The following is a 19,959-nucleotide window of genomic DNA, read 5'->3' as shown; positions in this document are numbered from 1 at the left end:
ACCGGCACGCTTCCCCTGGGCCCCGAGGTGGTAGCAAAGGTCCCTTGCTCCCTTCCTGGGGATCCCCTCGAAAAGTGTCGGTGGGGGTGCGTAGCGTTGCGCGCGGGGTGATCCGATGGAGCAAATTGGTTTCGACTTCGGCGTCGAAGCGCCGCGCAAGCTGACGAAGGTCTCGCCCGCGCGCCTCGCGACGTTCGAAGATTGCCCGCGCCGCTACCGCATGTCGTATCTCGACCGGCCGTCCCCGGCACGCACCGGCGCGTGGGCACACAGCACGCTGGGTGCGGTGGTGCACAACGCTTTGCGGGCGTTGTTCGACCTGCCGGTGATCAAGCGCGTGCCGCAGCGGGCGATGGCGCTCGTCGCCGAACACTGGAAGGACGCCGGGTTCGAGGACACCGACCAGGCCGCCCGGTACCGAGCCAGGGCCAAGGCCTGGGTCGCGGAGTACGTCGAGCACAACGACGTCAGCGTCGATCCCGTCGGGCTGGAGCGCTGGGTTTCGGCGCCGGTCACGCTCGAGCCGGGCAGCGGGCCCAGCCTCATCATCGAGGGCCGCGCCGACCGGATCGACCAACGCGGTCGTGAGCTGGTGATCATCGACTACAAGACCGGCCGCCGAGAGCCGGACGAGTACGAGGCGCGCTCGTCACAGGCCTTGGCGCTGTACGCGGTCGCGGCCGCCAGGACGCTGCGGACGCCGTGCTATCAGGTCGAGCTGCACCATGTGCCCACCGGAACCATCGCGGCCGCCGAGCACACCGAGGAAAGCCTGAAGCGGCATCTCCAACGCGCCGACGAGACCGCCGGGGACCTGCGGCTGGCAGCGGATACCCTGGACGCGGGCGGCGACGGGGACGTGTTGTTCCCGGCGCGCCCTGGCCGTCGTTGCTCATGGTGCGACTTCCGGCCCAGTTGCGCGGCAGGCCAGGAGGCCGGGCCCGCGGCTCAGCCGTGGGAGTTGCTGGCGCCCTAGAATCTCGAAACCCGACGATTGGACAGGCGAGGACGTGTCGTCACCGGACACCGAAGAGCTCGCGATCATCCCGCGGCCCGAGGACGAGCCCAAGACGCCCGAGAACGGCCGGTTCTGGCGTGGGCTGACTGGAGCGCTCGCGGCCGGAATGGCCGTGCTCGCGGTGTGCGTCGTCGCGATCGCTTCGCTCTGTCTGGTCACCGGTGCGCCGGGGCCGGGACTCCTGATGCTGATCGGCCATCCGGTCGCGGCGGTCGTCGCCTTGCTGGCACAACGGGTCGCCGATTCGCGTAATGGCCGCGTCGCGGGCTACGCGGGTCTCCTGGTCGTGGTGAGCGTGTCGGCCGCGCTGAGCCTGTTCTGGTGGAGCTGATACGGCAGGAAGGTGTCATCGGCCCGAAAAGCGTCCCGCCGCTGCGAAACTATGGCTCACTGGGGCATGTCGTGGATGAACACGCTGCCCCGCAGCGAGGACGAAGGGCACTGTCGATGACCTACCCACCCCAGCCAGGACAGCCTGACCACGGCCAAGGCGGGCAGCAGTACCCGGGACAGCCCGACCAAAGCGGGCAGCAGTACCCCGGACAGCAGCAATACCCAGGGCAACAGCAATACCCCGGGCAGCAGCAGTATCCGCAGGGCGGCTACGACCAGAGCGGCGCGTTCCCGCAGCAGCAGTACCCCGGCTATGGCCAGCAGCAGTACGGCCAGAACCAGCAGTACCCCCAGGGCTTCGGCGGGCCGCCCGCGCCCCCGAAGAACTCCAAGACCGGCCTGATCGTGGGCATCGCCGCCGCTGCCGTCGTGGTGCTCACGCTGGGTATCACCGGATTCGTCGCTCCCGGGTTCTTCCTCGGCGACGACAAGGCCGAAAAGGCGTCCGGCCCGGAAGGGACCGCGCAGGCGATCATCGACGGCATCAACGCCCATGACCGGGCCGCGTTGACGGCGCTCAAGTGCGGGAGCGCCGAAAAGGACATCGACCAGATCATCGAGCGGGTCGACGAAGCCTCGGACGCTTCGCTCGGCCCGGTCACGAAGGTCTCCGAGACCAAGTACACGGTCGCCGTCACGCTGACCGTCGCCGGGCGGCCGGGCACCGCCACCGGCACGCTCGCCAGCGAAGGCGGCAAGTGGTGCTGGAAGGAAGTCAGCCGGCTGCGTACTTCCAGGGCTTCGACGACGCGCTGACGGCAGGCGGGAGCAAGGGACCTTTGCTACCGCCTGCCGGTCACTTGAGCGCGACGAGGGTGGGGCCGCGCTGCTCCAGCAGCACGGGCCCGACCGAGGAAAGCAGCACCGGGCCGGTGTAGCCGCGCCGGTCGACGCCGACGGTGCGGATCGTGGCGCCGGTCGTCTCGTCGAGCACGGCGAGCCCGCCCTGGATCGGCACGACCAGCTGCTCCCCGAAGGTCACCCCGGGGCCGGTGGAGTTGTTCAGCGTCCAGCGCGGTGTGAGGTCGTCCCGCGAGAACGCCATGGTCTTCGAGCCGGTGAACCAGTAGACGCCCTGCGCGGTCCACGAGGTCGTCATGATGCCGCCCACCGGATCCTGCGCGATGTCCGCGTCGGGCACGTCGAGCGGGTACGCCGACTTCTGCAGCCCGTCGCCGCCGTAGATGACGAGCAGTTTCTGCTCGGGCAGCACGATCAGCGCGAGATCACCGGACATCGCGACGACCTTCGCGTTCCTGCCGGCGAGCACGGTGCTGTATTCGACCTTGGGGTCGTCGGCTTCGTCGTTGGTCGCGCGGTAGACGGTGAACCGGTCGGCCGGGTCGCCGGGGCAGCGCTCGATCACGCCGATCTTGCCCGCCGCGGCGGCCACCGTGCCGTAGGTGCAGCCGGTCCTCGGCTGCTTGTTCGGGTTCACGATGGCGGGGACCTGGCCGTACTCCATGCTCTTGACCAGGTCGTCGCGCCAGGTGTTGAGCAGGTTCTTGCCGGTCGTGGTGACGTGCGATCCGTCGACGACCAGCCTGGTCCCGAGTTCGGCGTCGCCGTTGCGCTGCGCCGTGCGGCGCCCGGTGCCCGCGTCGAGCTGGGTGACCTCACTGCAGCCGGTGTCCTTGCGGTACACCGCGTCCACCTTGATTCCGGCGAGCGCGACGGTGCACAGTTCGAGATCGCGCGAGTAGCGCCACCGGACCTCGCCGGTGTACGGGTCCCGGCCGAGCACCTCGCCCTTGTCCGCGGTGACGACGCTATTGGCTTCGCCGATCGGGACGGGTGTCGACGAACTCGGTGCCTGCCACAGCTCGCTCAGTGAGCCGGGAACCTGCGCCGGCGCGGGCGGGAGCCCTGGCGGCAGGGTGGCGGCGACCTGCGCGACCGTCGCCGCGTTGTCGCTGGTCACACCGAGGACGACGCCGGTGATCGCGACGACCACCACGATCGCCGCGGCGATCACGCGATCCCGCGTGCGGTTCCACGGCGAGCGCCGGGCGCGTTTCCCGCCCAGCGGCGGCTCGGTGGCCACCGGCTGGGCGGGATCGGCCTCCAGCACGTCTTCCGTGCCGATCGCGTTTTCGGCCGTCTCCGGCTCGCTGCCGTCCGGCTGCCCGGGATCGGCGGGCACGGGCCGCGCCGGTTCATCGTTCGGCGCGGCGTCCCAGCGTTCGCTCACGTGCCCCTAGCTCCCCATGTCCGCAGTATGAAAGCTCAGTCTGCCGACGCAGGTGTATCAGAAGTCGCCGACGGACGGCGACGGCGGCGTCGGCGAGCCGGACGCTCGGCGCTGTCGCCTGCTTCTTTCTCGACCGCCGGGCCGCTGACCTCCGGGCTCGGCTTCGCGGCGCCGCGGCTACGGCGACGGGTCCGCGTGCGGCCCTCCGAAGAGGACTCAGCGGCTTCGCCCGCGGTCCCTTCCGCGGAAGCGTTCGCGGCGGCGTCGGCGGCCTCGATCTTGGCGGCCGCGTCGGCACCACCACGGGTCCGCTTGCGCGGCGCGCGGTTGCGCTTCCGGGGTGCTTCTTCGTCCTTCGCCGGACCCTGTCCACGGCCACGGCGCTTGCCGCCCAGGTCCTCTTCGACCTCGGCCGAAAGACCGGCGCGGGTCCGCTTCGACAGCGGGAGGCGCCCGGTGGTGCCCTCGGGGATGCCCAGGTCACTGAACAGGTGCTTCGACGACGAGTACGTCTCGGCGGGCTCGGGCATGTCGAGCCCGAGGATGTCCGAGATCATCTTCCAGCGCGGCTCCTCGTCCCAGTCGACGAGGGTGATCGCGACACCGGTGCGCCCGGCGCGGCCGGTGCGGCCGATCCGGTGGACGTAGGTCTTCTCGTCCTCCGGCGTCTGGTAGTTGATCACGTGCGTGACGTCGTCGATGTCGATACCGCGGGCGGCGACATCGGTGGCGACCAGCACGTCGACCTTGCCCGCGCGGAACGCGCGCAGCGCCTGCTCCCGGGCGCCCTGGCCGAGGTCACCGTGCACGGCGGCGGCCGCGAAGCCACGCTCGACCAGTTCGTCGGCGACCTTCTGCGCGGTGCGCTTCGTGCGGGTGAAGATCATCGTCAGGCCACGGCCTTCGGCCTGCAGCGCGCGGGCGATCAGCTCGGGCTTGTCCATCGAGTGCGCCCGGTAGACGAACTGGGTGGTGCGCTCGTGGATCGCGCCGGCGTCGTTCTCCTCGGCGCGGATATGCGTCGGCTGGGTGAGGAACGTGCGGGCCAGCGTGATGATCGGGCCCGGCATGGTCGCCGAGAACAGCATCGTCTGGCGCTTTTCCGGGACCATCCGCAGGATGCGCTCAATGTCGGGCAGGAAGCCCAGGTCGAGCATCTCGTCGGCCTCGTCGAGCACCAGACCGCGGACCTTGCCCAGCACGAGGTGCTTCTGCTCGGCCAGGTCCAGCAGGCGGCCGGGCGTGCCGATGACGACGTCGACGCCGTTGCGGAGCGCCGCGATCTGCGGCTCGTAGGGGCGGCCACCGTAGATGGCCAGCGTGCGGATGCCGAGGTGCTTGCCCGCGCCCTTGAGGTCGTTCGCGACCTGGATGCACAGCTCACGGGTCGGCACGACGACCAGCACCTGCGGGGTGCCGTCGCCGGGGACCTCGACGCGGTGCAGCAGCGGGACACCGAAGCCCAGCGTCTTGCCCATGCCCGTGCGGGCCTGGCCGATCAGGTCGTCGCCCGCCATGGCCAGCGGCAGCGTCAGGGCCTGGATGGCGAAGGTGCGCTCGATCCCGGCTTCGTTGAGGGCCTTCACGATCTCCGGCTTGACGCCGAAGGAGGCGAAGGTGGGGGATTCGGCCTCCACCGGCGCGCCCGCCTGCAGCGGGTGCGACGTGTCCAACGCCGCCGGGCCTGTCTCGCTGTGCTCCAGCGCGACGGCCTCCGGGACGCCGGTGGTGGTGTGCTCTTCGGTTGTGGTTTCGTTCGTGGTCAGGGTGCTCGCCTCTCTCGTGACCAGCGCGCACTGCCCTGGTCACCGATCGACACTCGACCACGAAAATTCGCTCGGGCTCCGCGCTACTGGCGCTGGAGCGGCCCTTCGTGGGAATGCCGCAGGATGGCGTGCACGCACATCATTCTTGTGCTGACCGGGGCCACACCGGCTGTCCTTCAGCCGCAGCGGCGTCCCGATCCGGGACGGAAGATCCGTCGTATCCGGCGGCCAGTCTACCTGATCTGCGGTTTTTCGATAGCCCCAGGCGCGCCGACGAAGGTGGGATCGGTCTCTTCACCACCCCGGACGTGTGTTCGGCGATACCCTTTCCGCCGTGACGGAGGCAAAGCAGATCAGTGAGGGCGTAGTCGATTTGCTCGGCGTACTCGCCTATGGGGAATTGTCCGCATTCGATCGCATGGCCGAGGACGCGCGCACCGCGCCGACGCTGTCCGGCCGGGCCGCGCTGGCGTCCATGGCGGCCGCCGAGATCGGGCACTACGACCTGCTCACCAAGCACCTCGCGGGGCACGGCGTCGCGATCGAGGACGCGATGCGGCCGTTCGTCGGGCATATCGACGCCTGGCATGCCTCCACGGCGCCGCGTTCCTGGCTCGAGTCCCTGGTGAAGGCCTACGTCGGTGACGGGCTCGCGGCCGATCTCTACCGCGAGATGGCCAGCTGGCTCGACCCCGAGACCAAGGATCTGGTGCTCACCGTGCTCGCCGACACGGGGCATTCCGCGTTCGCCGAACGCGAAGTCGCGGCCGGTATCGAGGCCGATCCGAAGGCGCGGGACAAGCTCGCGCTGTGGGGCCGCCGTCTGCTGGGAGAGGCGCTGACCCAGGCCCAGTACGTCGTCGCCGAGCGGGACGGGCTCGCCGAGTTGATCGTCGAGGGCTCTGGGGACCTTTCGGGAATCGCCGCGCTGTTCCGCCGGTTGCAGCAAGGGCACACCAAGCGCATGCAGGTGCTGGGGCTCGGCTGAGGTCACTTCGGCTAGCCTTGGCGCACCAGTGATTTTTCGAACTTTCAAGCGGAGGTCCCACGTGGAGGTCAAGATCGGCATCAAGGACACGCCGCGGGAGCTCGTGGTGTCCAGCAGCCAGTCACCCGACGAGGTCGAGGAACTGGTCGCGAACGCCTTGAGGGCCGGCGACGGGATCTTCCGCCTCGACGACGAAAAGGGCCGCAAGTACATCGTGCCCACCGACCGGATCGCCTACGTCGAGATCGCGCCGTCGGATGTTCGCAAGGTCGGCTTCGCTGTTGGTGGTTAACCCGATCGGGTTGTAGTCGGATGTCACAGTGGCGTCACCGCCGCGTCTCAGCCAGCTCTCAGATTTGATCGTCACGCTATGGCGGGGACGGCAGGGGGTTAGCCGAGAAATGAGGTGGACGGCGTCACTGTGATGGACCGCGCGCTGGTCGACGGCGCGCGCACAGTTCCCGAACAAGGCAAACGGGTCGCTGGGCGGCTGACCGGTATAGACGTCGCCCGCGGCCTGGCCGTACTCGGCATGTACGCGGTGCATGTCGGCCCCGATCCGGCCAAAGGCGGCGTCGGGGTGCTGTTCAAACCGTTCGAAGGTCATTCCGCCGCGTTGTTCGCGGTGCTGGCCGGGGTCTCGATCGCGCTGATGTCCGGCGGGCGCCGTCCGAAACAGGGCCGCGACCGGACCCGCGTCGCGCTCAAACTGGCGACCCGCGCCCCGCTCTTGGTGGCGCTGGGGCTGTGGCTGACCAGCCTCGAAACCGGCTACATGGTGATCCTGGCCTACTACGGGGCCTGCTTCCTCTTCGCGATCCCGTGGCTGCGCGCGGGCGCGAAGGCGCTGGCGATCGCTGCGGTCGTCGTCGCCGTGGCGGGCCCGCTGCTCTCGCACCTCATCAGAGCGCAACTGCTTCCCCGCGACCTGCTCTTCTTCGCGCCGGACCTGACCGCGGACGATGTCACGTCGACCGGGCTGCTGAAGGCCGCGACCGTCCTCGTCCTGACCGGTACCTTCCCCGCGTTGACGCTGATGGCGTACGTGTTCGCCGGGATGGCGATCGGGCGGATGGACCTGACGTCGCGCAGCGTGTGCCGTCGCCTGTTCTTCGGCGGATCGGCGCTCGCGGTGGGCGGGTACGTCGTGTCCTGGATCGCGACCGGACCGCTCGGTGGCATGCAGGCCGTCTACCGCTCGCTGGAACCGGCCGCCGCGCAGATGGGGATGACGCCGCCGGAATTCCTCCGGCTCCACCAGACCTGGATCCACGGCACCCCGCCGACCACCAGCTGGGCCTGGGAGCTGCTGCCGACGGGGACCTCTTACACGCCGTTCGACCTGCTGATCTCGATCGGGATCGCGGCGGCGGTGATCGGCGGTTGTCAGCTGCTGATGCCGAGGTTCGAACGCGTGCTGCGGCCGCTATCGGATCTGGGCGGGCGGGTGCTCAGCGCGTACGTGCTGCACTTCGTGGCGATCGCGCTGCTGTGGGACGAGAGCGACGGCGACTCGATCTTCAGCGTGCTGCACTTCGTCGAGTTCTCGGTGGTCGCGCTGACCGCCGCGGTGCTGTGGCGGAAGTTCATCGGGCGCGGGCCGCTGGAGTGGGCGATGAACAAGCTGTCGAGCTGGCCTAAGTACGTGGTGCCGCGGAGCCGGGTGCCCGCGCAACGGCGGGGCTGATTTCTGTAGGGCCGGCAGCGCCGGGTTCCCAATGTCGCCTTTGAGACGCTGAGCGCCTCAAATGCGACATTGGGAACCCGGAGCTCCCGAAGGCCCGCGCTGACCTGCGGAAAGAGAGCAAGGGACCTTTGCTGTCGTTTGTTAGCGTGCTAACGAATGAGAGCAAAGGTCCCTTGCTGTCGCCTCAGTGGTCAGGCGTTGAGTTCGTTCAGTTCGTCCAGTGAGGTCGGCACGTGGAAGGGCGGCGTGCTGGTGCCCATGATGCGGTAGCGGTCCCACGGGTCCGGGTCGGAGAGTTCGCCCTTCGCGCTGTACTCGCCCGCGCGGATCTCGACGGCGGTCTTCTTGCCGCCAGCGGCCGCGGACACCTGCTCGTTGGTGGCCACACGGCCGTACCAGCGGTAATACCCGTCGATGGGCTGGAAGTAGCCCCTCAGGTCGACCGTGGTGGCGATCTCGGTTCCGTCGATCACGAGGACCGCTTCGCCGGAATAACCGTCTTCGTCGTGCTCGCTCATTGCGCCTCCGATTCCTTCCGCATCTGGACGACCTTGTTCTCTTCGAGCGGCAGGTTCGGGTCGATGACGATGCCCTGCTGCCGGGAGAGGCCGTCGATCGCGGCCCAGATGATCTGCGTCAGATACTCGACGACGCTGTCGCGCCCCATCGAGCGCCGGTCCAGCCACCATTCGCCGGTGCTCTGCACCATGCCGACGATGCCGTGCGCCCACGGTTCGGCGGCGCCGGAGTCCATGTTGAACATCCGCATGTAGTCGCCGAGCAACGCGGTCAGCGCGGTGGCGATCAGTTCCTTGTCCTCGGCGACGACGTCGGCCTTGACGACCACCTTCTCCTGAAGGCCGCCGCGCGCGAGCAGGCGGTACAGGTTGGGGTGTTCCTCGATGACGCTGAAGAACGCGTCGAGCGCCATCCGGATCCGGGGGACCGGGGCGAGCTCGGAGTTGATGGCCGGGATCAGCCGCTGGAAGAGGATCTCCGTGCCGCGCTGCCCGAGCGCGACGTACAGATCCGCCTTGTCGTCGAAGTGCCTGTACAGCACGGGTTTCGTGACGCCCGCTTCGGCGGCGACGTCTTCCATGCCGAGGTCCGGCCCGTGGGTGTCGAGCGCGCGCAGGGCGGCCTCGACGAACTCCGCGCGGCGCGCGATCCGGTGCTTGCGCCAGCGGTCACGACGGGCGTCACCCGTGTCGGCCTCACCCGCTGTGGGGTGCTTGCTCGACTGCTTGCTGTTGCGCTTGACACGTTCGATCACCCAAGTCATGCTACCAGAGGTAACTGTTACCACGAGTTACAGATAGGGGTGTGTCGGCAATGACGCGGGCGCTGAAAGAAACAGACCGGGAGAAGACGGCCGAGCGGCTGCTCAAGTCCTCCGCGAACAAGTTCTACGATCCCGACGTCGACATCGACTGGAACGCCCCGCTCGTCGAGGGGAAGCACTACATCCCGGCTCACCGTTCTTCGCTCTACGGCACCGAGCTGTGGGACTCGCTCTCCGAAGAGCAGCGCATCGAACTCGGCAAGCACGAAGTCGCGAGCGTCGCCACGACGGGGCTGTGGTTCGAAATCCTCCTGATGCAGATGCTGCTCAAGGAGGTCTACGAAGAGGACCCGACCAGCTCGCACGCCCAGTACGCGTTGACCGAGATCGCGGACGAATGCCGTCACTCGACGATGTTCGCGCGGATGGCTTCGCGGATCGGCTGCCCGAACTACGGGCCGGTGCCCTGGTTGCGGCGGCTGGCGAAACTGATGCCGACGATCAGCTACGGCCCCGCGCGCTACGGCGCGATCCTTGTCGCCGAAGAGGTTCTCGACCGGCTTCAGCGCGAGCAGATGAACGACCCGGACATTCAGCCGCTGGTGCGCATGGTCAACCGGATCCACGTCCTCGAGGAAGCCCGGCACGTCACCTTCGCCCGCGAAGAGGTGACTCGCGGAATGGCGAAACTGTCGAAGAAGGAAATCCTCTACCAGCAGTTCATCATCGCGCTCATTTCGTACTTCGTGACGCGGGCCTTCATCAACCCCAACGTCTACAAGGCCGTCGGCATCCGTCCGCGAGACGGCGTCGAGGCCGCGCTGAACAACCCCCACTGGCGCGAAAGCATCCAGTGGGCAGGCGAGAAGATCATGCCGTTCCTGCAGGAATCCGGTCTGGTCGGCAAGCCGGGCATGTACTTCTGGCGCAAGTCCTTCCTGCTGCCGGGGAAGCGATGAAGAGCGTCAAGCAGCGCGACGCCGTCTCGTGGGACCCGTCGCGGGAACACCGGTTCGTGACGGGAGACGGCACCGCACTGCACGTCGAGACGAGCGGCCCCGCCGACTCCGAACTCACGCTGGTGCTCGTGCACGGCTGGACCCAGGACCACCGGACCTGGGACGGCGTGGCGGCACGGCTCGGCGACTCCGTCCGGACCCTGCGCTACGACCTGCGCGGCCACGGCGGTTCCGCGCCGGCGAAACCGGGGACGGCCACGATCGCCACCCTCGCCGACGACCTCGCCGAGCTGATCGAAGACCGCGTCCCGAACGGACCGCTCGTGCTCGCCGGGCACTCCATGGGCGGTATGACGATCATGGAACTTTCCCGCAGGCATCCCGATCTCGTGGCCCGGCGCGTCGCAGGGGTCGCGTTCGTCGCCACCTCGTCCGGTGAGATGGACCGGATCACCCTCGGCCTGCCGGGGATCGCGGGCAGCGGCGCGGCGAGGTTCGAACGGAGGCTCGCGAAGCTGCTCGCGAAGAACCGCCGTGACGCCTTGCCGCTGCCGCTGTCGGTGGTACGGCCGGGCGCTCGGCTGCTCGTCTTCGGGCGGCGGCCGCAGCGGGCCGACGTGGACTCGGTCGCCGAACAGCTGCTGTGCGCGCATCCGGCGAGCGTCGCGGGGTTCCAGGACGCGATCTCGCGGCACGACTGCCGGGTGACGCTGGCCGCGCTGCAGGGCAAACCGGTGGTCGTGCTCGCGGGGGAGCGGGACCGGCTCTGCCCGCCGCCGCACGCCAAGGTCATCGCCGACGAGCTGCCGGAGGCGGAGTTCGTGCGCTACCCGGGCGCCGGGCACATGCTCCCGCAGGAACGGGCGCAAGAGGTTTCGGACCGCATCGCCGCCCTCGTCCGCCGCGCCGCGAGGGCCTGAAAAAGGGAGCAAGGGACCTTTGCTACCGCTTCTCTCGACAGTGAGACAAGTGGTAGCAAAGGTCCCTTGCTCTCTTTCCGCAGGTCAGCGGCTCAGGGAGGGCGCTTGAGCATGTCGCGAAAGCCACTTTCGGGACATCAGGCGTCGCGAAAGTGGCTTTCGCGACGTGGGGACGCGGCCAGGTGGTAGCGAAGGTCCCTTGCTCCCTCAGAGGTTCGTGTAGCCGTGCTCCAGGAGGCGTTTACCGGTCTCCCGGTAGGCGTCCTGGTCGTCGACGGCGAGGGTGGCCAGCCCGTCGACGTAGCGGTTGAACATGCAGAACGCGGCCGCGATCAGGACCGTGTCGTGGATTTCGACGTCCGTCGCGCCCTCCGCGCGGGCCATCTCGATCAGCTCTTCGCCCACGGATTTCCCGCTTTCCCGGACGGCGAGCGCGACGTGCAGGAGCGCCTTGACCTTCGCCGGGACGGGGGCGCCGTCGACGTCCTTCCAAGCCGCTTCGACGACCGGCATGCCGCCTTCGAGCGCTTCGGCGGCGACGGCGGCGTGACTGCGTGAGCAGAACGTGCAGTCGTTGCCGCGCGAGACGACCGCACCGATCAGTTCGCGCTCGCCCACGCTGAGACTGCTCGGGCCGCGAAGCAGGACCTCGGCGAGTTGCCCGAGCGGCGCGGCCGTCTCCGGCCGGTAGGCGAACAGGGCCGTGATGCCGGGCAGGTTCTCATCGAGCGCGATGTGGGGCATGGCTTACTCCTCGCGGATCGGTGACGCGGTCGTTCGATTCATAGCCGAAATCCGGCCCGGGCCGGTGCCTTCGGGCGAATCAGAGCACGAGCAAAGGTCCCTTGCTCTTTTCGCGAGGCATCCCGCCACTCACGAGGGGACCCTGATCGTCAGAGTCCGGGGCCGCGCGCTTCCCGATGGACGAGGAATCCGGGCAGCTGGGACACCCCGTCGCGGTCATTTCGCGAGGCGTCCGCGTCCGGTGGGCTAACGTGATCTCATCGACTGGGGAGTTGAAATGATGAAACAACGTGGATCGATCCTGTCCGTCTTCACCCTCACCCTCGCCGCGGTTCTCGGCGCGGCCCTGCTCACGAACCTCGGCGGCGAAACCACCGAAGCCGGAAGCGACGCCGAGTTCTCCGGGGCCGGCCGCGTCGTCATCCGGGACGCTTCGATGGTGCTCACCATGGATCCCGGCCTCGGCGAAGGACCGCTCGGCGCCCTCGCCGACGCCGACGTCGTGCTGGAAGGCACCAAGATCAAGCAGGTCGGCAAGGACCTCGACGCGGGCACCGCGAAAGTCGTCGACGGCCGCGGCAAGATCGTGCTGCCCGGGTTCGTCGACCTGCACAACCACCTGTGGCAGTCGCTCATCCGAGGCTGCGCGGCCGACAAGGAACTCATCGGCTGGCTCGGCAAATGCGTCATCCCGTTGTATCGCGCGCCCGTGACCGACGCGGACGCGTACGCGGGCACGAAACTCGCCGCGGCCGACGTCGTCTCGACCGGCATCACCACGGTCACCGACTGGTCGCACGCCTTCAACACCGACTTCGCCAAGGGTGGTCTCCGCGCGCTCGGCGAGTCGAAGCTGCGGTTCCTCTACTCCTACAACGGCACGACCGATCCCGCGCTGCAGAACGAGATCCGCCGCGTGAAGCGCGAGGTCATCGATCCGAACCCGTTGGCACGCCTGCAGATCGGCACTCATCCGTCCACGGGCAACTTCCCGAGCGTCGAGGCGTCGGAGAAGCTCGCGCGCGAACTCGGCGTCTCGCTGAACGTGCACCTGCTCGAATCGAAGGCCGATCTGACCGCGGGGCAGATGGACGCGCTCCGGCGGGCGAACGCGCTGCACCCCGGGCTGGTGGCGAACCACGTCATCCAGACCACCGACGCCGACCTCGACGAGCTCGCGGCAGCCGAGGTCAGCGTGGCGCACAACCCGCTGTCGAACATGCGGCTCGCGTCGGGGGTGATCCGGCTGCCGGAGATGAAGAAGCGGAACATGAAGGTCGGGCTCGGCCTCGACGGCGGCACCAACGACACGAGCGACATGTTCAACGTGATGCGCGCGGCCGTCGGTCTCCAGCGGGCGACCACGACGGATCCGGCGGTCTACCCGACCACCGCGGACGTCCTGCGCATGGCGACCCTCGGTGGCGCGGAAGCGCTCGGGATGGACAAGGAGATCGGGTCGCTGACGCCGGGCAAGCGGGCGGATCTCCAGCTGGTCGACGCCCAGGCGGTCAACTTCGCGCCGAAGGTGGACTGGGTGAATCAGCTGGTCTTCAACACCCAGCCCGCGAACGTCTCATGGGTGTTCGTCGACGGCCGCGCACTCAAGCGCGAAGGGCGCGTGGTCGGCATCGACACCGCGAAGGTCGTCGCCGACGCCCAGCTCGCCGCCGACCGCGTGAAGAAGCTCCTGCCCCAGTGACCTGACGCAATTCGTCATCTACTTGCGTTCGGGATGGACGCGAGTAGATGACGAATTGCGGGTCGGGTCAGTGCTGCAGCGGGAAGCCGCCGCCGATACCCCGCCAGGCGAGGTTGGCGGTGAGCGCGACGGCCTCTTCGCGGCTCATCGACTTGTGATGCGCCAGCCAGAACCGCGCGCTGACCTGCGAGAGGCCCACGAGGCCGACGGCGAGCAGCCGGGCCTTGTCCTCGTCGAGGCCCGCGTCGGCGGTGATGGTCTCGGTGATCGCGTCGACGCTGGCCGACGTCGCCCGGTCCACCGCCTCCTGCACGGCGGGCTCGCCGCGCAGGTCGGACTCGAAGACCATGCGGAACGCGCCGGCGTCGTTGTTGACGAAGTCGAAGAACGCGCCGACGGTCGCCGGCACGCGCTGCTTGTTGTCCGTCGTGGAGTCGAGCGCCTCCTTGACCCGCCGCACCAGTTCGTCGACGTGGCTCTCCAGCAGCGCGATGTAGAGGTCGAGCTTGCCGGGGAAGTGCTGATAGAGGACCGGCTTGCTGACTCCGGCCTCTTCGGCGATCTCGTCCATCGCGGCAGCGTGGTATCCGTTCGCGGCAAACACCCGCTGCGCGGCGGCCAGCAGCTGGGCGCGGCGTTCCGTTCTGGGCAGGCGAACACCTCGGGCCTGCAGTCGCGCCATGTCTGTCATCGTTCCTCCAGTTCGAGGCACTCGTCTCCGCCGAGAACGCATAGCGCAGTCGAGCGGGGCTCCACGGGCGGGGTCACCACCGCGTGAAGTGAGGTCGAGATTACTCGCCGGTACAGCCGGACCGCCAAGGGTCAGGCATCCTTGATGCTGTGTCTTCTCCAGTTTCCCGTGCCGCCGGGGGTCGTCCGCCGCTGACCCATGTGCCGCTTTCGCGCAGGTCGTTGCCGTCACTGGAGCCCGCGCCGCCCCCTTGGCCCGGGGAAACAATAGGTGTCGCCGGGGTGAAATTGCACATCCGCCGGACGCCGGGCGGGCCGGAGACGGCCGTTTACGTCCACGGGCTCGGCGGTTCGTCCACGAACTGGACCGACCTCGCCGCGTTGCTGGCGCCTCAAGCGGGAGGTACGTCGGTCGATTTGCCGGGTTTCGGCTATTCGGAGCCGGCCGACGGGTTCGACTTCAGTCTCGACTCGCACGCCGAGATCGTCGCGAGTCACATCGAGAGTCTCGACGCGGGGCCGGTGCACTTGTTCGGCAACTCGATGGGCGGCGCGGTCGCGCTGCTCGTCGCGGCCCGTCGTCCGGAGCTGGTGAAGACGCTGACGCTGATCTCGCCCGCGATGCCGGATCTCCGGCCCAGCATGAGCAGGCTGTCCGATCCGCGGATGGCGTTCGCGTACCTGCCGCTGATCGGTCCGCGGGTGCGACGGCAGCTGGCCGCGCTCGGTCCGCGCGAACGCGCCATGCAGGTCATCAAGCTGTGCTTCGCCGACCCGAGCCGCTTCGCCGAAAGCAGGCTGGACGAGCTCGAAGAGGAACACAGCGCTCGCGCCGCCTTCGAGTGGGCCGCCCCCGCGCTGGCTCGCAGCACCTTCGGCATCTTCCGGACGTGGTCCGCCCGCGGGCCCGCGTCGCTGTGGGCGGTCGCGCCGACCGTCGACGCGCCGACGCTCGTCGTGTGGGGGCAGCACGACCGGGTGATCTCCGTCCGGCGCGCCGAGCGCACCGCTCGGCTACTTCCGCACGCCCGGTTGCTGGTCCTGCCCCGAACCGGCCACGTGGCGCAGATGGAACGCCCGAATGTCGTAGCGAAGGCCGTTTTGGGGATGTGGGAATCGGTCGAATCGGGCACCTGGTAGCCCATTCGGGTGGGCGGGACACGCCCCGCGAAGCGCCGGTCGCTCACAACATCACAGTTCGGTTATGGCACCCTGGTGCGCGTGGATCGGGTAAAGCAAGGCGCGCAGGGCGAAGGTCGGCGGTCTCAGTACTCCGCCTCCGCCCGCCGTCCGTCGCGCGCCCAGCCCCGGACCACCGACGCGCCGCGCACCGGGCAGTACCGGCCGACGCCACCGCCGTCGCAGCGGCTCGACGAGGACCGCTACCGGCCCGGCGGTCGCCGGACCAGTGCCCAGCCGCTCAGTGCCTCCTGGAAGCCGCACGAGCCCGGCGCCGCGAAGACCGTCAAGCGCAAGAGCAAGGGCGGCATCGGCCAGTTCGCCAAGACCTACGGCTGGCGCGTGTACGCGCTGCCGATCCTCGTCGTGATCACCGCGCTGGTCGTGTTCAACACCGCCACCGGCCCGCCCGAGCCGATCGCCACGGACGGGGCGAGTCTCGCTTCGGCCGATGGATCGGACGGTTCCGCCGGCAACGGCGGCGAGCCGGGCGCGGGTGTCGACGGGGGCGGCGACGTCCTCCCGGAGAACCCCGCCAAACCGGTCGACCTCAAGATCCCGACCGCGGACCTGCCGAAGGGCGGCCCCTTCACCGAGTCGGGCAAGGGCACCTATCACGTGGTGCCGGGCAAGGGCGAAAAGGTCGGAACGGGCCAGCTGTTCACGTACACCGTCGAGGTCGAGGACGGCATCGACCAGGCCAGCTACGGCGGTGACGACAGCTTCGCCGCGATGGTGGAAGGCACCCTCTCCAATCCCAAGAGCTGGACGTGGGACGGCAAGAAGGCCCTTCAGCGCGTCGACGCGAGTTACCCGAACCCCAGCTTCCGGGTGAGCCTCACCACACCGAACACGACGCATCGCGCGGACGTCTGCATGTTCCAGATCACGTACGAGACGTCGTGCTACCGCGCGAGCTTCGACAAGCGCGTGGTGATCAACCTCGCCCGCTGGGTGCGGGGGGCGCTGGCCTTCGAGAGCGACATGACCGGGTACCGGCAGTACGCCATCAACCACGAGGTCGGGCACGCGCTGGGCGGAAAGCACGTGGGCTGCAAGGAGAACGGCGCGATCGCGCCGGTCATGATGCAGCAGACGTTCGGCGTCTCCAACGACTTCGTGGCCCAGCTGAACAATCTCCCCGGTGGTGACCGCGGCAAGGTGCCCGCGGACGGCAAGGTCTGCAAGCCGGGCTCCTGGCCGAACCAGACACCTTAGTCCCCGCCGTCTCATCAGCTGGAATATCCCAGGGTCTGGAACAGGGGAAGGCGTTCGGGCCTTTCCCTGTTGTAGATACTGGGATGCGACCCGCGATCCACGCGAGATGGAGGACCCGATGTCAGGCACGCTGCCGCCGCTCGTCGAGCCGGCCGCCGAGCTCACCAAGGAAGAGGTGGCCCGGTACAGCCGTCACCTGATCATCCCGGACGTCGGGATGACCGGGCAGAAGCGGCTGAAGAACGCCAAGGTCCTGGTCATCGGTGCCGGCGGCCTCGGCAGCCCGGCGCTGCTGTACCTCGCCGCGGCGGGGGTCGGCACGCTCGGCATCGTCGACTTCGACGAGGTCGACGAATCGAATCTGCACCGCCAGGTCATCCACGGACAGTCGGACATCGGCAAGCTGAAGGCGGCGTCCGCGCAGGAGTCGCTCGCCGAGATCAATCCGTTCGTCAAGGTGCACCTGCACACCGACCGGCTCGAGTCGTCCAACGCGCTGGAGCTGTTCGAGCAGTACGACCTGATCCTCGACGGCACCGACAACTTCGCGACGCGCTACCTGGTCAACGACGCCGCCGTGCTCACCGGCAAGCCCTACGTGTGGGGCTCGATCTACCGGTTCGAGGGCCAGGCGAGCGTGTTCTGGGAGGACGCGCCGAACGGCAAAGGCCTCAACTACCGCGACCTCTACCCCGAGCCGCCGCCGCCCGGCATGGTCCCGTCGTGCGCCGAGGGCGGTGTGCTGGGCGTGCTGTGCGCGTCCATCGGCTCGATCATGGTGAACGAGGCGATCAAGCTGATCACCGGAATCGGTGAGCCGCTGCTGGGCAGGCTCGTCAGCTACGACGCGCTCGAGATGAAGTACCGCGAGGTCAAGATCCGCAAGGATCCGGAGACCCCGAAGATCACCGAGCTCATCGACTACGAGGCGTTCTGCGGTGTTGTGTCCGACGAAGCCGCTTCGGCCGCTTCGGGGCACACGATCACTCCGGCGGAGCTCAAGGCCAAGTTCGACAACGGCGACAACTTCGCCCTCATCGACGTCCGTGAGCCGCACGAGTACGAGATCGTGAACATCAAGGGAGCGACGCTGATCCCGAAGGACAAGATCCTCTCGGGCGAGGCGCTCGCGGAACTGCCGCAGGACAAGCCGATCGTGCTGCACTGCAAGTCGGGTGCGCGTTCGGCGGAGGCGCTCGCGGCGCTGCACAAGGCCGGGTTCAAGGACGCGACCCACCTTGGGGGCGGCGTGCTGGCGTGGGCGCGGCAGATCGACCAGAGCCTGCCGACCTACTGAGGTTCGCGGAAGCGCGTGAAGGCCCCCTTCCCTCGGCTCAGCCGAGGGAAGGGGGCCTTCACGCGCGAGTGGTAGCGAAGATCGCCCGCACGAACTTCGCGAACCCCGCGACGACGTCCGTCCGGTTCCCCCGGGGCGACTTCGGGACGGCGGCGATGATCTCGGCGTCGGTCAACGGATGGGTCTTCGCGGCCAGTTCCCGCAGCTCCTCGGGTTTCCAGTTGTGGTTCCCCGCGAGGTGCACCGACAGCGCACCACGCCGCTGGATGAACTCGATGCGGTCCGCGTTCCGCCGGATGAACTCGCCTTCGCCGACTTGGGCGCACGTCGCGTTCTCGAGGTGCCAAGCGGTCTTCACCGACGTCTCGCAGTTCTCGACGGCGTCGGTCGCGAAGGTCCAGACGGGCGAGATCCACAGCTGAGGCGCGTACTCGACGATCAGCGACCCGGAGTCCGCGGTCGTCTTGGTCGGGAGCCGCTGCGAGCCGAGGTCCGCCGCGAGAGTGCGGTCGTGCGGGACGCCGGTCGAGGCGAGGCGCCGTGCGGGGGTATCCGGAGGCAGTGACGCGGGGACGGCGATCCCGCCCGCGATCAGGGCGACCAGGAGGACACCCGCCCCTGCCCGCATCCGGAGGTCACGCGTGAACAGCCCCGTGACGAGCAGCACGGGCACTCCCAGGAACGGCACCGCGAACCAAGGGTCGAACGCCTCCGACACTTCGAGTACGAAGATCGCGCCGAACACCCCACAGATCCCGGTCGCGAAGGCCCAGGCCAGCCGCGGCCAAGGTTTCGCGACGGACGGGAAGGCCTCCGGTGCCACGAAACCGATGAGGTAGACCACGCCGATCGACACGAGCGGCACCGGCAACGCGATCCACGGTACGTGCAGGAACGCGGCGAGTGGGAGCAACAGGCCCACGGTGAGCGCTCCGAGTGTCCCGAGCAGCCACAGTGAGCCGAGTGCGAGCGCGGTGAGTTGCCCGTCGGTGAGGCGGCGCTGAGCCGTTCGGGGGATCACGGTCGAAGAATGGCAGGTCAGAAGCGATCCTGTCTTGAGTATCGCTACTCAAGACCAGCGCGTCTTCTCGTTCGTGGCGCGCAAGACCGGGTAACGTCCCGAGCCGTGCGTGCCACCCTAGAAAGCCCTCCGGAACACGTCTGTTCGGCGTTCGGCGGACGTACCGGTGACGCGGAACCGCTGCCCGGCACCACTGCCTGGCGCTACAACGATCTCGTGCTCAAACCCGTCGTCGACAAGTCGCGGACCCTGTGGACGGCCCGGGCGCTGGAAGCCGTCGACGAGCCGGGGCTGCGGGTCGCGAAGCCCGTCCGGTCCAGCGACGGCCGGTGGATCGTCGGCGGCTGGTCGGCGAATCGCTACGTGTCCGGTACGGCCGAGCACCGGTACGACGAGGTCGTGCACGCGGCGGTCAAACTGCATCGCGCGACGGCCGGGTTGCCCCGGCCGGATTTCCTGGGACGCCGCACCGACATCGAGGCGCTGGCCGACAAACTCGCCTGGGGCGAGGCGGAAATGCCCCTCGACGAGAACAAGGGCGGCCGCTGGTTCGAGGTGCTGGCCGGTTCGCGAAGACCGGTCAAACTGCCGGACCAGGTCGTCCACGGGGAGCTTCTCGCCGGCGTGCTCTTCGACGGCGACGCGGCCCCCGGCATCGTCGATTTCGTGCCGTACTACCGGCCGGGTGAATGGGGCGCCGCGATCGTCGCGGTCGACGCGCTGGCCTGGGGCGGCGCCACCATCGATCTCCTCGAACGCTGGGCGCATCTGCCCCAATGGCCGCAACTTCTCCTGCGGGCGGTCCTTTTCCGGCTCGCCGCCAACGCCCTCGACCCGCGGTCGACCCGGGCGGCGCACGACGGACTCCGTGCCGCCGCCCGGGACGTGAGCGCGGTGCTGTAGG

Annotated in this window: 20 protein-coding genes; 13 read left to right on the top strand and 7 right to left on the bottom strand. The window is 68.7% G+C overall.

Features of this window, described 5'->3' with window-relative positions; translation table 11 throughout:
* Positions 1–115 precede the first annotated feature (115 nt).
* From CVV72_RS23615 to CVV72_RS23605, 3 genes are all read left to right on the top strand, one after another.
* Positions 116–976, top strand: a complete 861-nt coding sequence (locus CVV72_RS23615; RefSeq protein WP_219145856.1) for a PD-(D/E)XK nuclease family protein — start codon at positions 116–118, stop codon at positions 974–976.
* A gap of 34 nt (positions 977–1,010) precedes the next feature.
* On the top strand, positions 1,011–1,349 hold the full coding sequence (locus tag CVV72_RS23610) for a hypothetical protein (protein WP_219145855.1): 339 nt from the start codon (positions 1,011–1,013) through the stop codon (positions 1,347–1,349).
* Between the two features lie 116 nt (positions 1,350–1,465).
* Entirely contained in the window at positions 1,466–2,167 is a 702-nt protein-coding gene (locus tag CVV72_RS23605; RefSeq protein WP_219145854.1) for a hypothetical protein, read from the top strand.
* A 40-nt stretch (positions 2,168–2,207) separates the two neighbouring features.
* Here CVV72_RS23605 and CVV72_RS23600 read toward each other — a convergent pair whose 3' ends face one another.
* Entirely contained in the window at positions 2,208–3,602 is a 1,395-nt protein-coding gene (locus CVV72_RS23600; RefSeq protein ID WP_219145853.1) for a hypothetical protein, read from the bottom strand.
* A 35-nt stretch (positions 3,603–3,637) separates the two neighbouring features.
* A complete protein-coding gene (locus tag CVV72_RS23595) occupies positions 3,638–5,239 on the bottom strand; it encodes a DEAD/DEAH box helicase (protein ID WP_219154078.1) in 1,602 nt (533 codons plus the stop codon).
* Positions 5,240–5,702: 463 nt separating this feature from the next.
* On the opposite strand from CVV72_RS23595, the gene CVV72_RS23590 reads away from it, so the two are divergent.
* The 3 genes from CVV72_RS23590 to CVV72_RS23580 all read left to right on the top strand — a co-directional run bounded on the left by CVV72_RS23590 (position 5,703) and on the right by CVV72_RS23580 (position 8,043).
* Positions 5,703–6,356, top strand: a complete 654-nt coding sequence (locus tag CVV72_RS23590) for a ferritin-like fold-containing protein (RefSeq protein ID WP_034313407.1) — start codon at positions 5,703–5,705, stop codon at positions 6,354–6,356.
* Positions 6,357–6,417: 61 nt separating this feature from the next.
* Positions 6,418–6,648: a DUF3107 domain-containing protein gene (locus tag CVV72_RS23585; protein WP_005167610.1), complete on the top strand. Its 231-nt coding sequence runs from the start codon at positions 6,418–6,420 to the stop codon at positions 6,646–6,648.
* A 114-nt stretch (positions 6,649–6,762) separates the two neighbouring features.
* Entirely contained in the window at positions 6,763–8,043 is a 1,281-nt protein-coding gene (locus tag CVV72_RS23580) for a heparan-alpha-glucosaminide N-acetyltransferase domain-containing protein (RefSeq protein ID WP_219145852.1), read from the top strand.
* Between the two features lie 191 nt (positions 8,044–8,234).
* Here CVV72_RS23580 and CVV72_RS23575 read toward each other — a convergent pair whose 3' ends face one another.
* Together CVV72_RS23575 and CVV72_RS23570 are read right to left on the bottom strand one after the other, a co-directional pair.
* Positions 8,235–8,561, bottom strand: coding sequence for a DUF4873 domain-containing protein (locus CVV72_RS23575; RefSeq protein ID WP_219145851.1), 327 nt, complete (start codon positions 8,559–8,561; stop codon positions 8,235–8,237).
* Positions 8,558–9,325 carry a TetR/AcrR family transcriptional regulator gene (locus CVV72_RS23570; protein ID WP_034313272.1) on the bottom strand — a complete coding sequence of 256 codons (768 nt, stop codon included), beginning with the start codon at positions 9,323–9,325 and terminating at the stop codon, positions 8,558–8,560. Before CVV72_RS23570 ends, CVV72_RS23575 begins: the two co-directional genes overlap by 4 nt.
* A 50-nt stretch (positions 9,326–9,375) precedes the next feature.
* Here CVV72_RS23570 and CVV72_RS23565 point away from each other — a divergent pair, with 50 nt between their 5' ends.
* Together CVV72_RS23565 and CVV72_RS23560 are read left to right on the top strand one after the other, a co-directional pair.
* Positions 9,376–10,284: a diiron oxygenase gene (locus tag CVV72_RS23565; RefSeq protein ID WP_219145850.1), complete on the top strand. Its 909-nt coding sequence runs from the start codon at positions 9,376–9,378 to the stop codon at positions 10,282–10,284.
* The gene (locus tag CVV72_RS23560; protein ID WP_219145849.1) at positions 10,281–11,204 is read left to right on the top strand and encodes an alpha/beta fold hydrolase; all 924 of its coding nucleotides are present in this window, start codon (positions 10,281–10,283) and stop codon (positions 11,202–11,204) included. The genes CVV72_RS23565 and CVV72_RS23560 overlap by 4 nt, the downstream gene beginning before the upstream one ends.
* A 207-nt stretch (positions 11,205–11,411) precedes the next feature.
* On the opposite strand, the gene CVV72_RS23555 is transcribed toward CVV72_RS23560, so the two are convergent.
* Positions 11,412–11,948, bottom strand: a complete 537-nt coding sequence (locus CVV72_RS23555; RefSeq protein ID WP_219145848.1) for a carboxymuconolactone decarboxylase family protein — start codon at positions 11,946–11,948, stop codon at positions 11,412–11,414.
* 277 nt (positions 11,949–12,225) lie between these two features.
* On the opposite strand from CVV72_RS23555, the gene CVV72_RS23550 reads away from it, so the two are divergent.
* The gene (locus CVV72_RS23550) at positions 12,226–13,650 is read left to right on the top strand and encodes an amidohydrolase family protein (protein ID WP_219145847.1); all 1,425 of its coding nucleotides are present in this window, start codon (positions 12,226–12,228) and stop codon (positions 13,648–13,650) included.
* Between the two features lie 67 nt (positions 13,651–13,717).
* Here CVV72_RS23550 and CVV72_RS23545 read toward each other — a convergent pair whose 3' ends face one another.
* Positions 13,718–14,341, bottom strand: a complete 624-nt coding sequence (locus CVV72_RS23545; RefSeq protein WP_034313261.1) for a TetR/AcrR family transcriptional regulator — start codon at positions 14,339–14,341, stop codon at positions 13,718–13,720.
* Between the two features lie 281 nt (positions 14,342–14,622).
* Between CVV72_RS23545 and CVV72_RS23540 the strand changes: the two genes are divergently transcribed.
* The 3 genes from CVV72_RS23540 (at position 14,623) to moeZ (ending at position 18,034) form a co-directional block, all read left to right on the top strand.
* Positions 14,623–15,480 (top strand): alpha/beta fold hydrolase, encoded by an 858-nt coding sequence (locus tag CVV72_RS23540; RefSeq protein WP_219145846.1) that lies wholly within the window; start codon positions 14,623–14,625, stop codon positions 15,478–15,480.
* A gap of 81 nt (positions 15,481–15,561) precedes the next feature.
* Entirely contained in the window at positions 15,562–16,737 is a 1,176-nt protein-coding gene (locus CVV72_RS23535) for a DUF3152 domain-containing protein (RefSeq protein ID WP_219145845.1), read from the top strand.
* A 118-nt stretch (positions 16,738–16,855) separates the two neighbouring features.
* Positions 16,856–18,034 (top strand): adenylyltransferase/sulfurtransferase MoeZ, encoded by a 1,179-nt coding sequence (gene moeZ, locus CVV72_RS23530; RefSeq protein WP_034313402.1) that lies wholly within the window; start codon positions 16,856–16,858, stop codon positions 18,032–18,034.
* 58 nt (positions 18,035–18,092) lie between these two features.
* On the opposite strand, the gene CVV72_RS23525 is transcribed toward moeZ, so the two are convergent.
* Positions 18,093–19,055 (bottom strand): hypothetical protein, encoded by a 963-nt coding sequence (locus CVV72_RS23525; RefSeq protein WP_219145844.1) that lies wholly within the window; start codon positions 19,053–19,055, stop codon positions 18,093–18,095.
* Between the two features lie 105 nt (positions 19,056–19,160).
* Between CVV72_RS23525 and CVV72_RS23520 the strand changes: the two genes are divergently transcribed.
* On the top strand, positions 19,161–19,958 hold the full coding sequence (locus tag CVV72_RS23520; RefSeq protein ID WP_034313255.1) for a TIGR02569 family protein: 798 nt from the start codon (positions 19,161–19,163) through the stop codon (positions 19,956–19,958).
* Position 19,959: the final 1 nt, after the last annotated feature.

The organism is Amycolatopsis sp. TNS106 (assembly GCF_019330265.1).
GTDB lineage: Bacteria > Actinomycetota > Actinomycetes > Mycobacteriales > Pseudonocardiaceae > Amycolatopsis > Amycolatopsis lurida.
The sequence above is the reverse complement of the archived record's forward strand: the minus strand, read 5'-3'. Positions and strand labels throughout refer to the sequence as shown.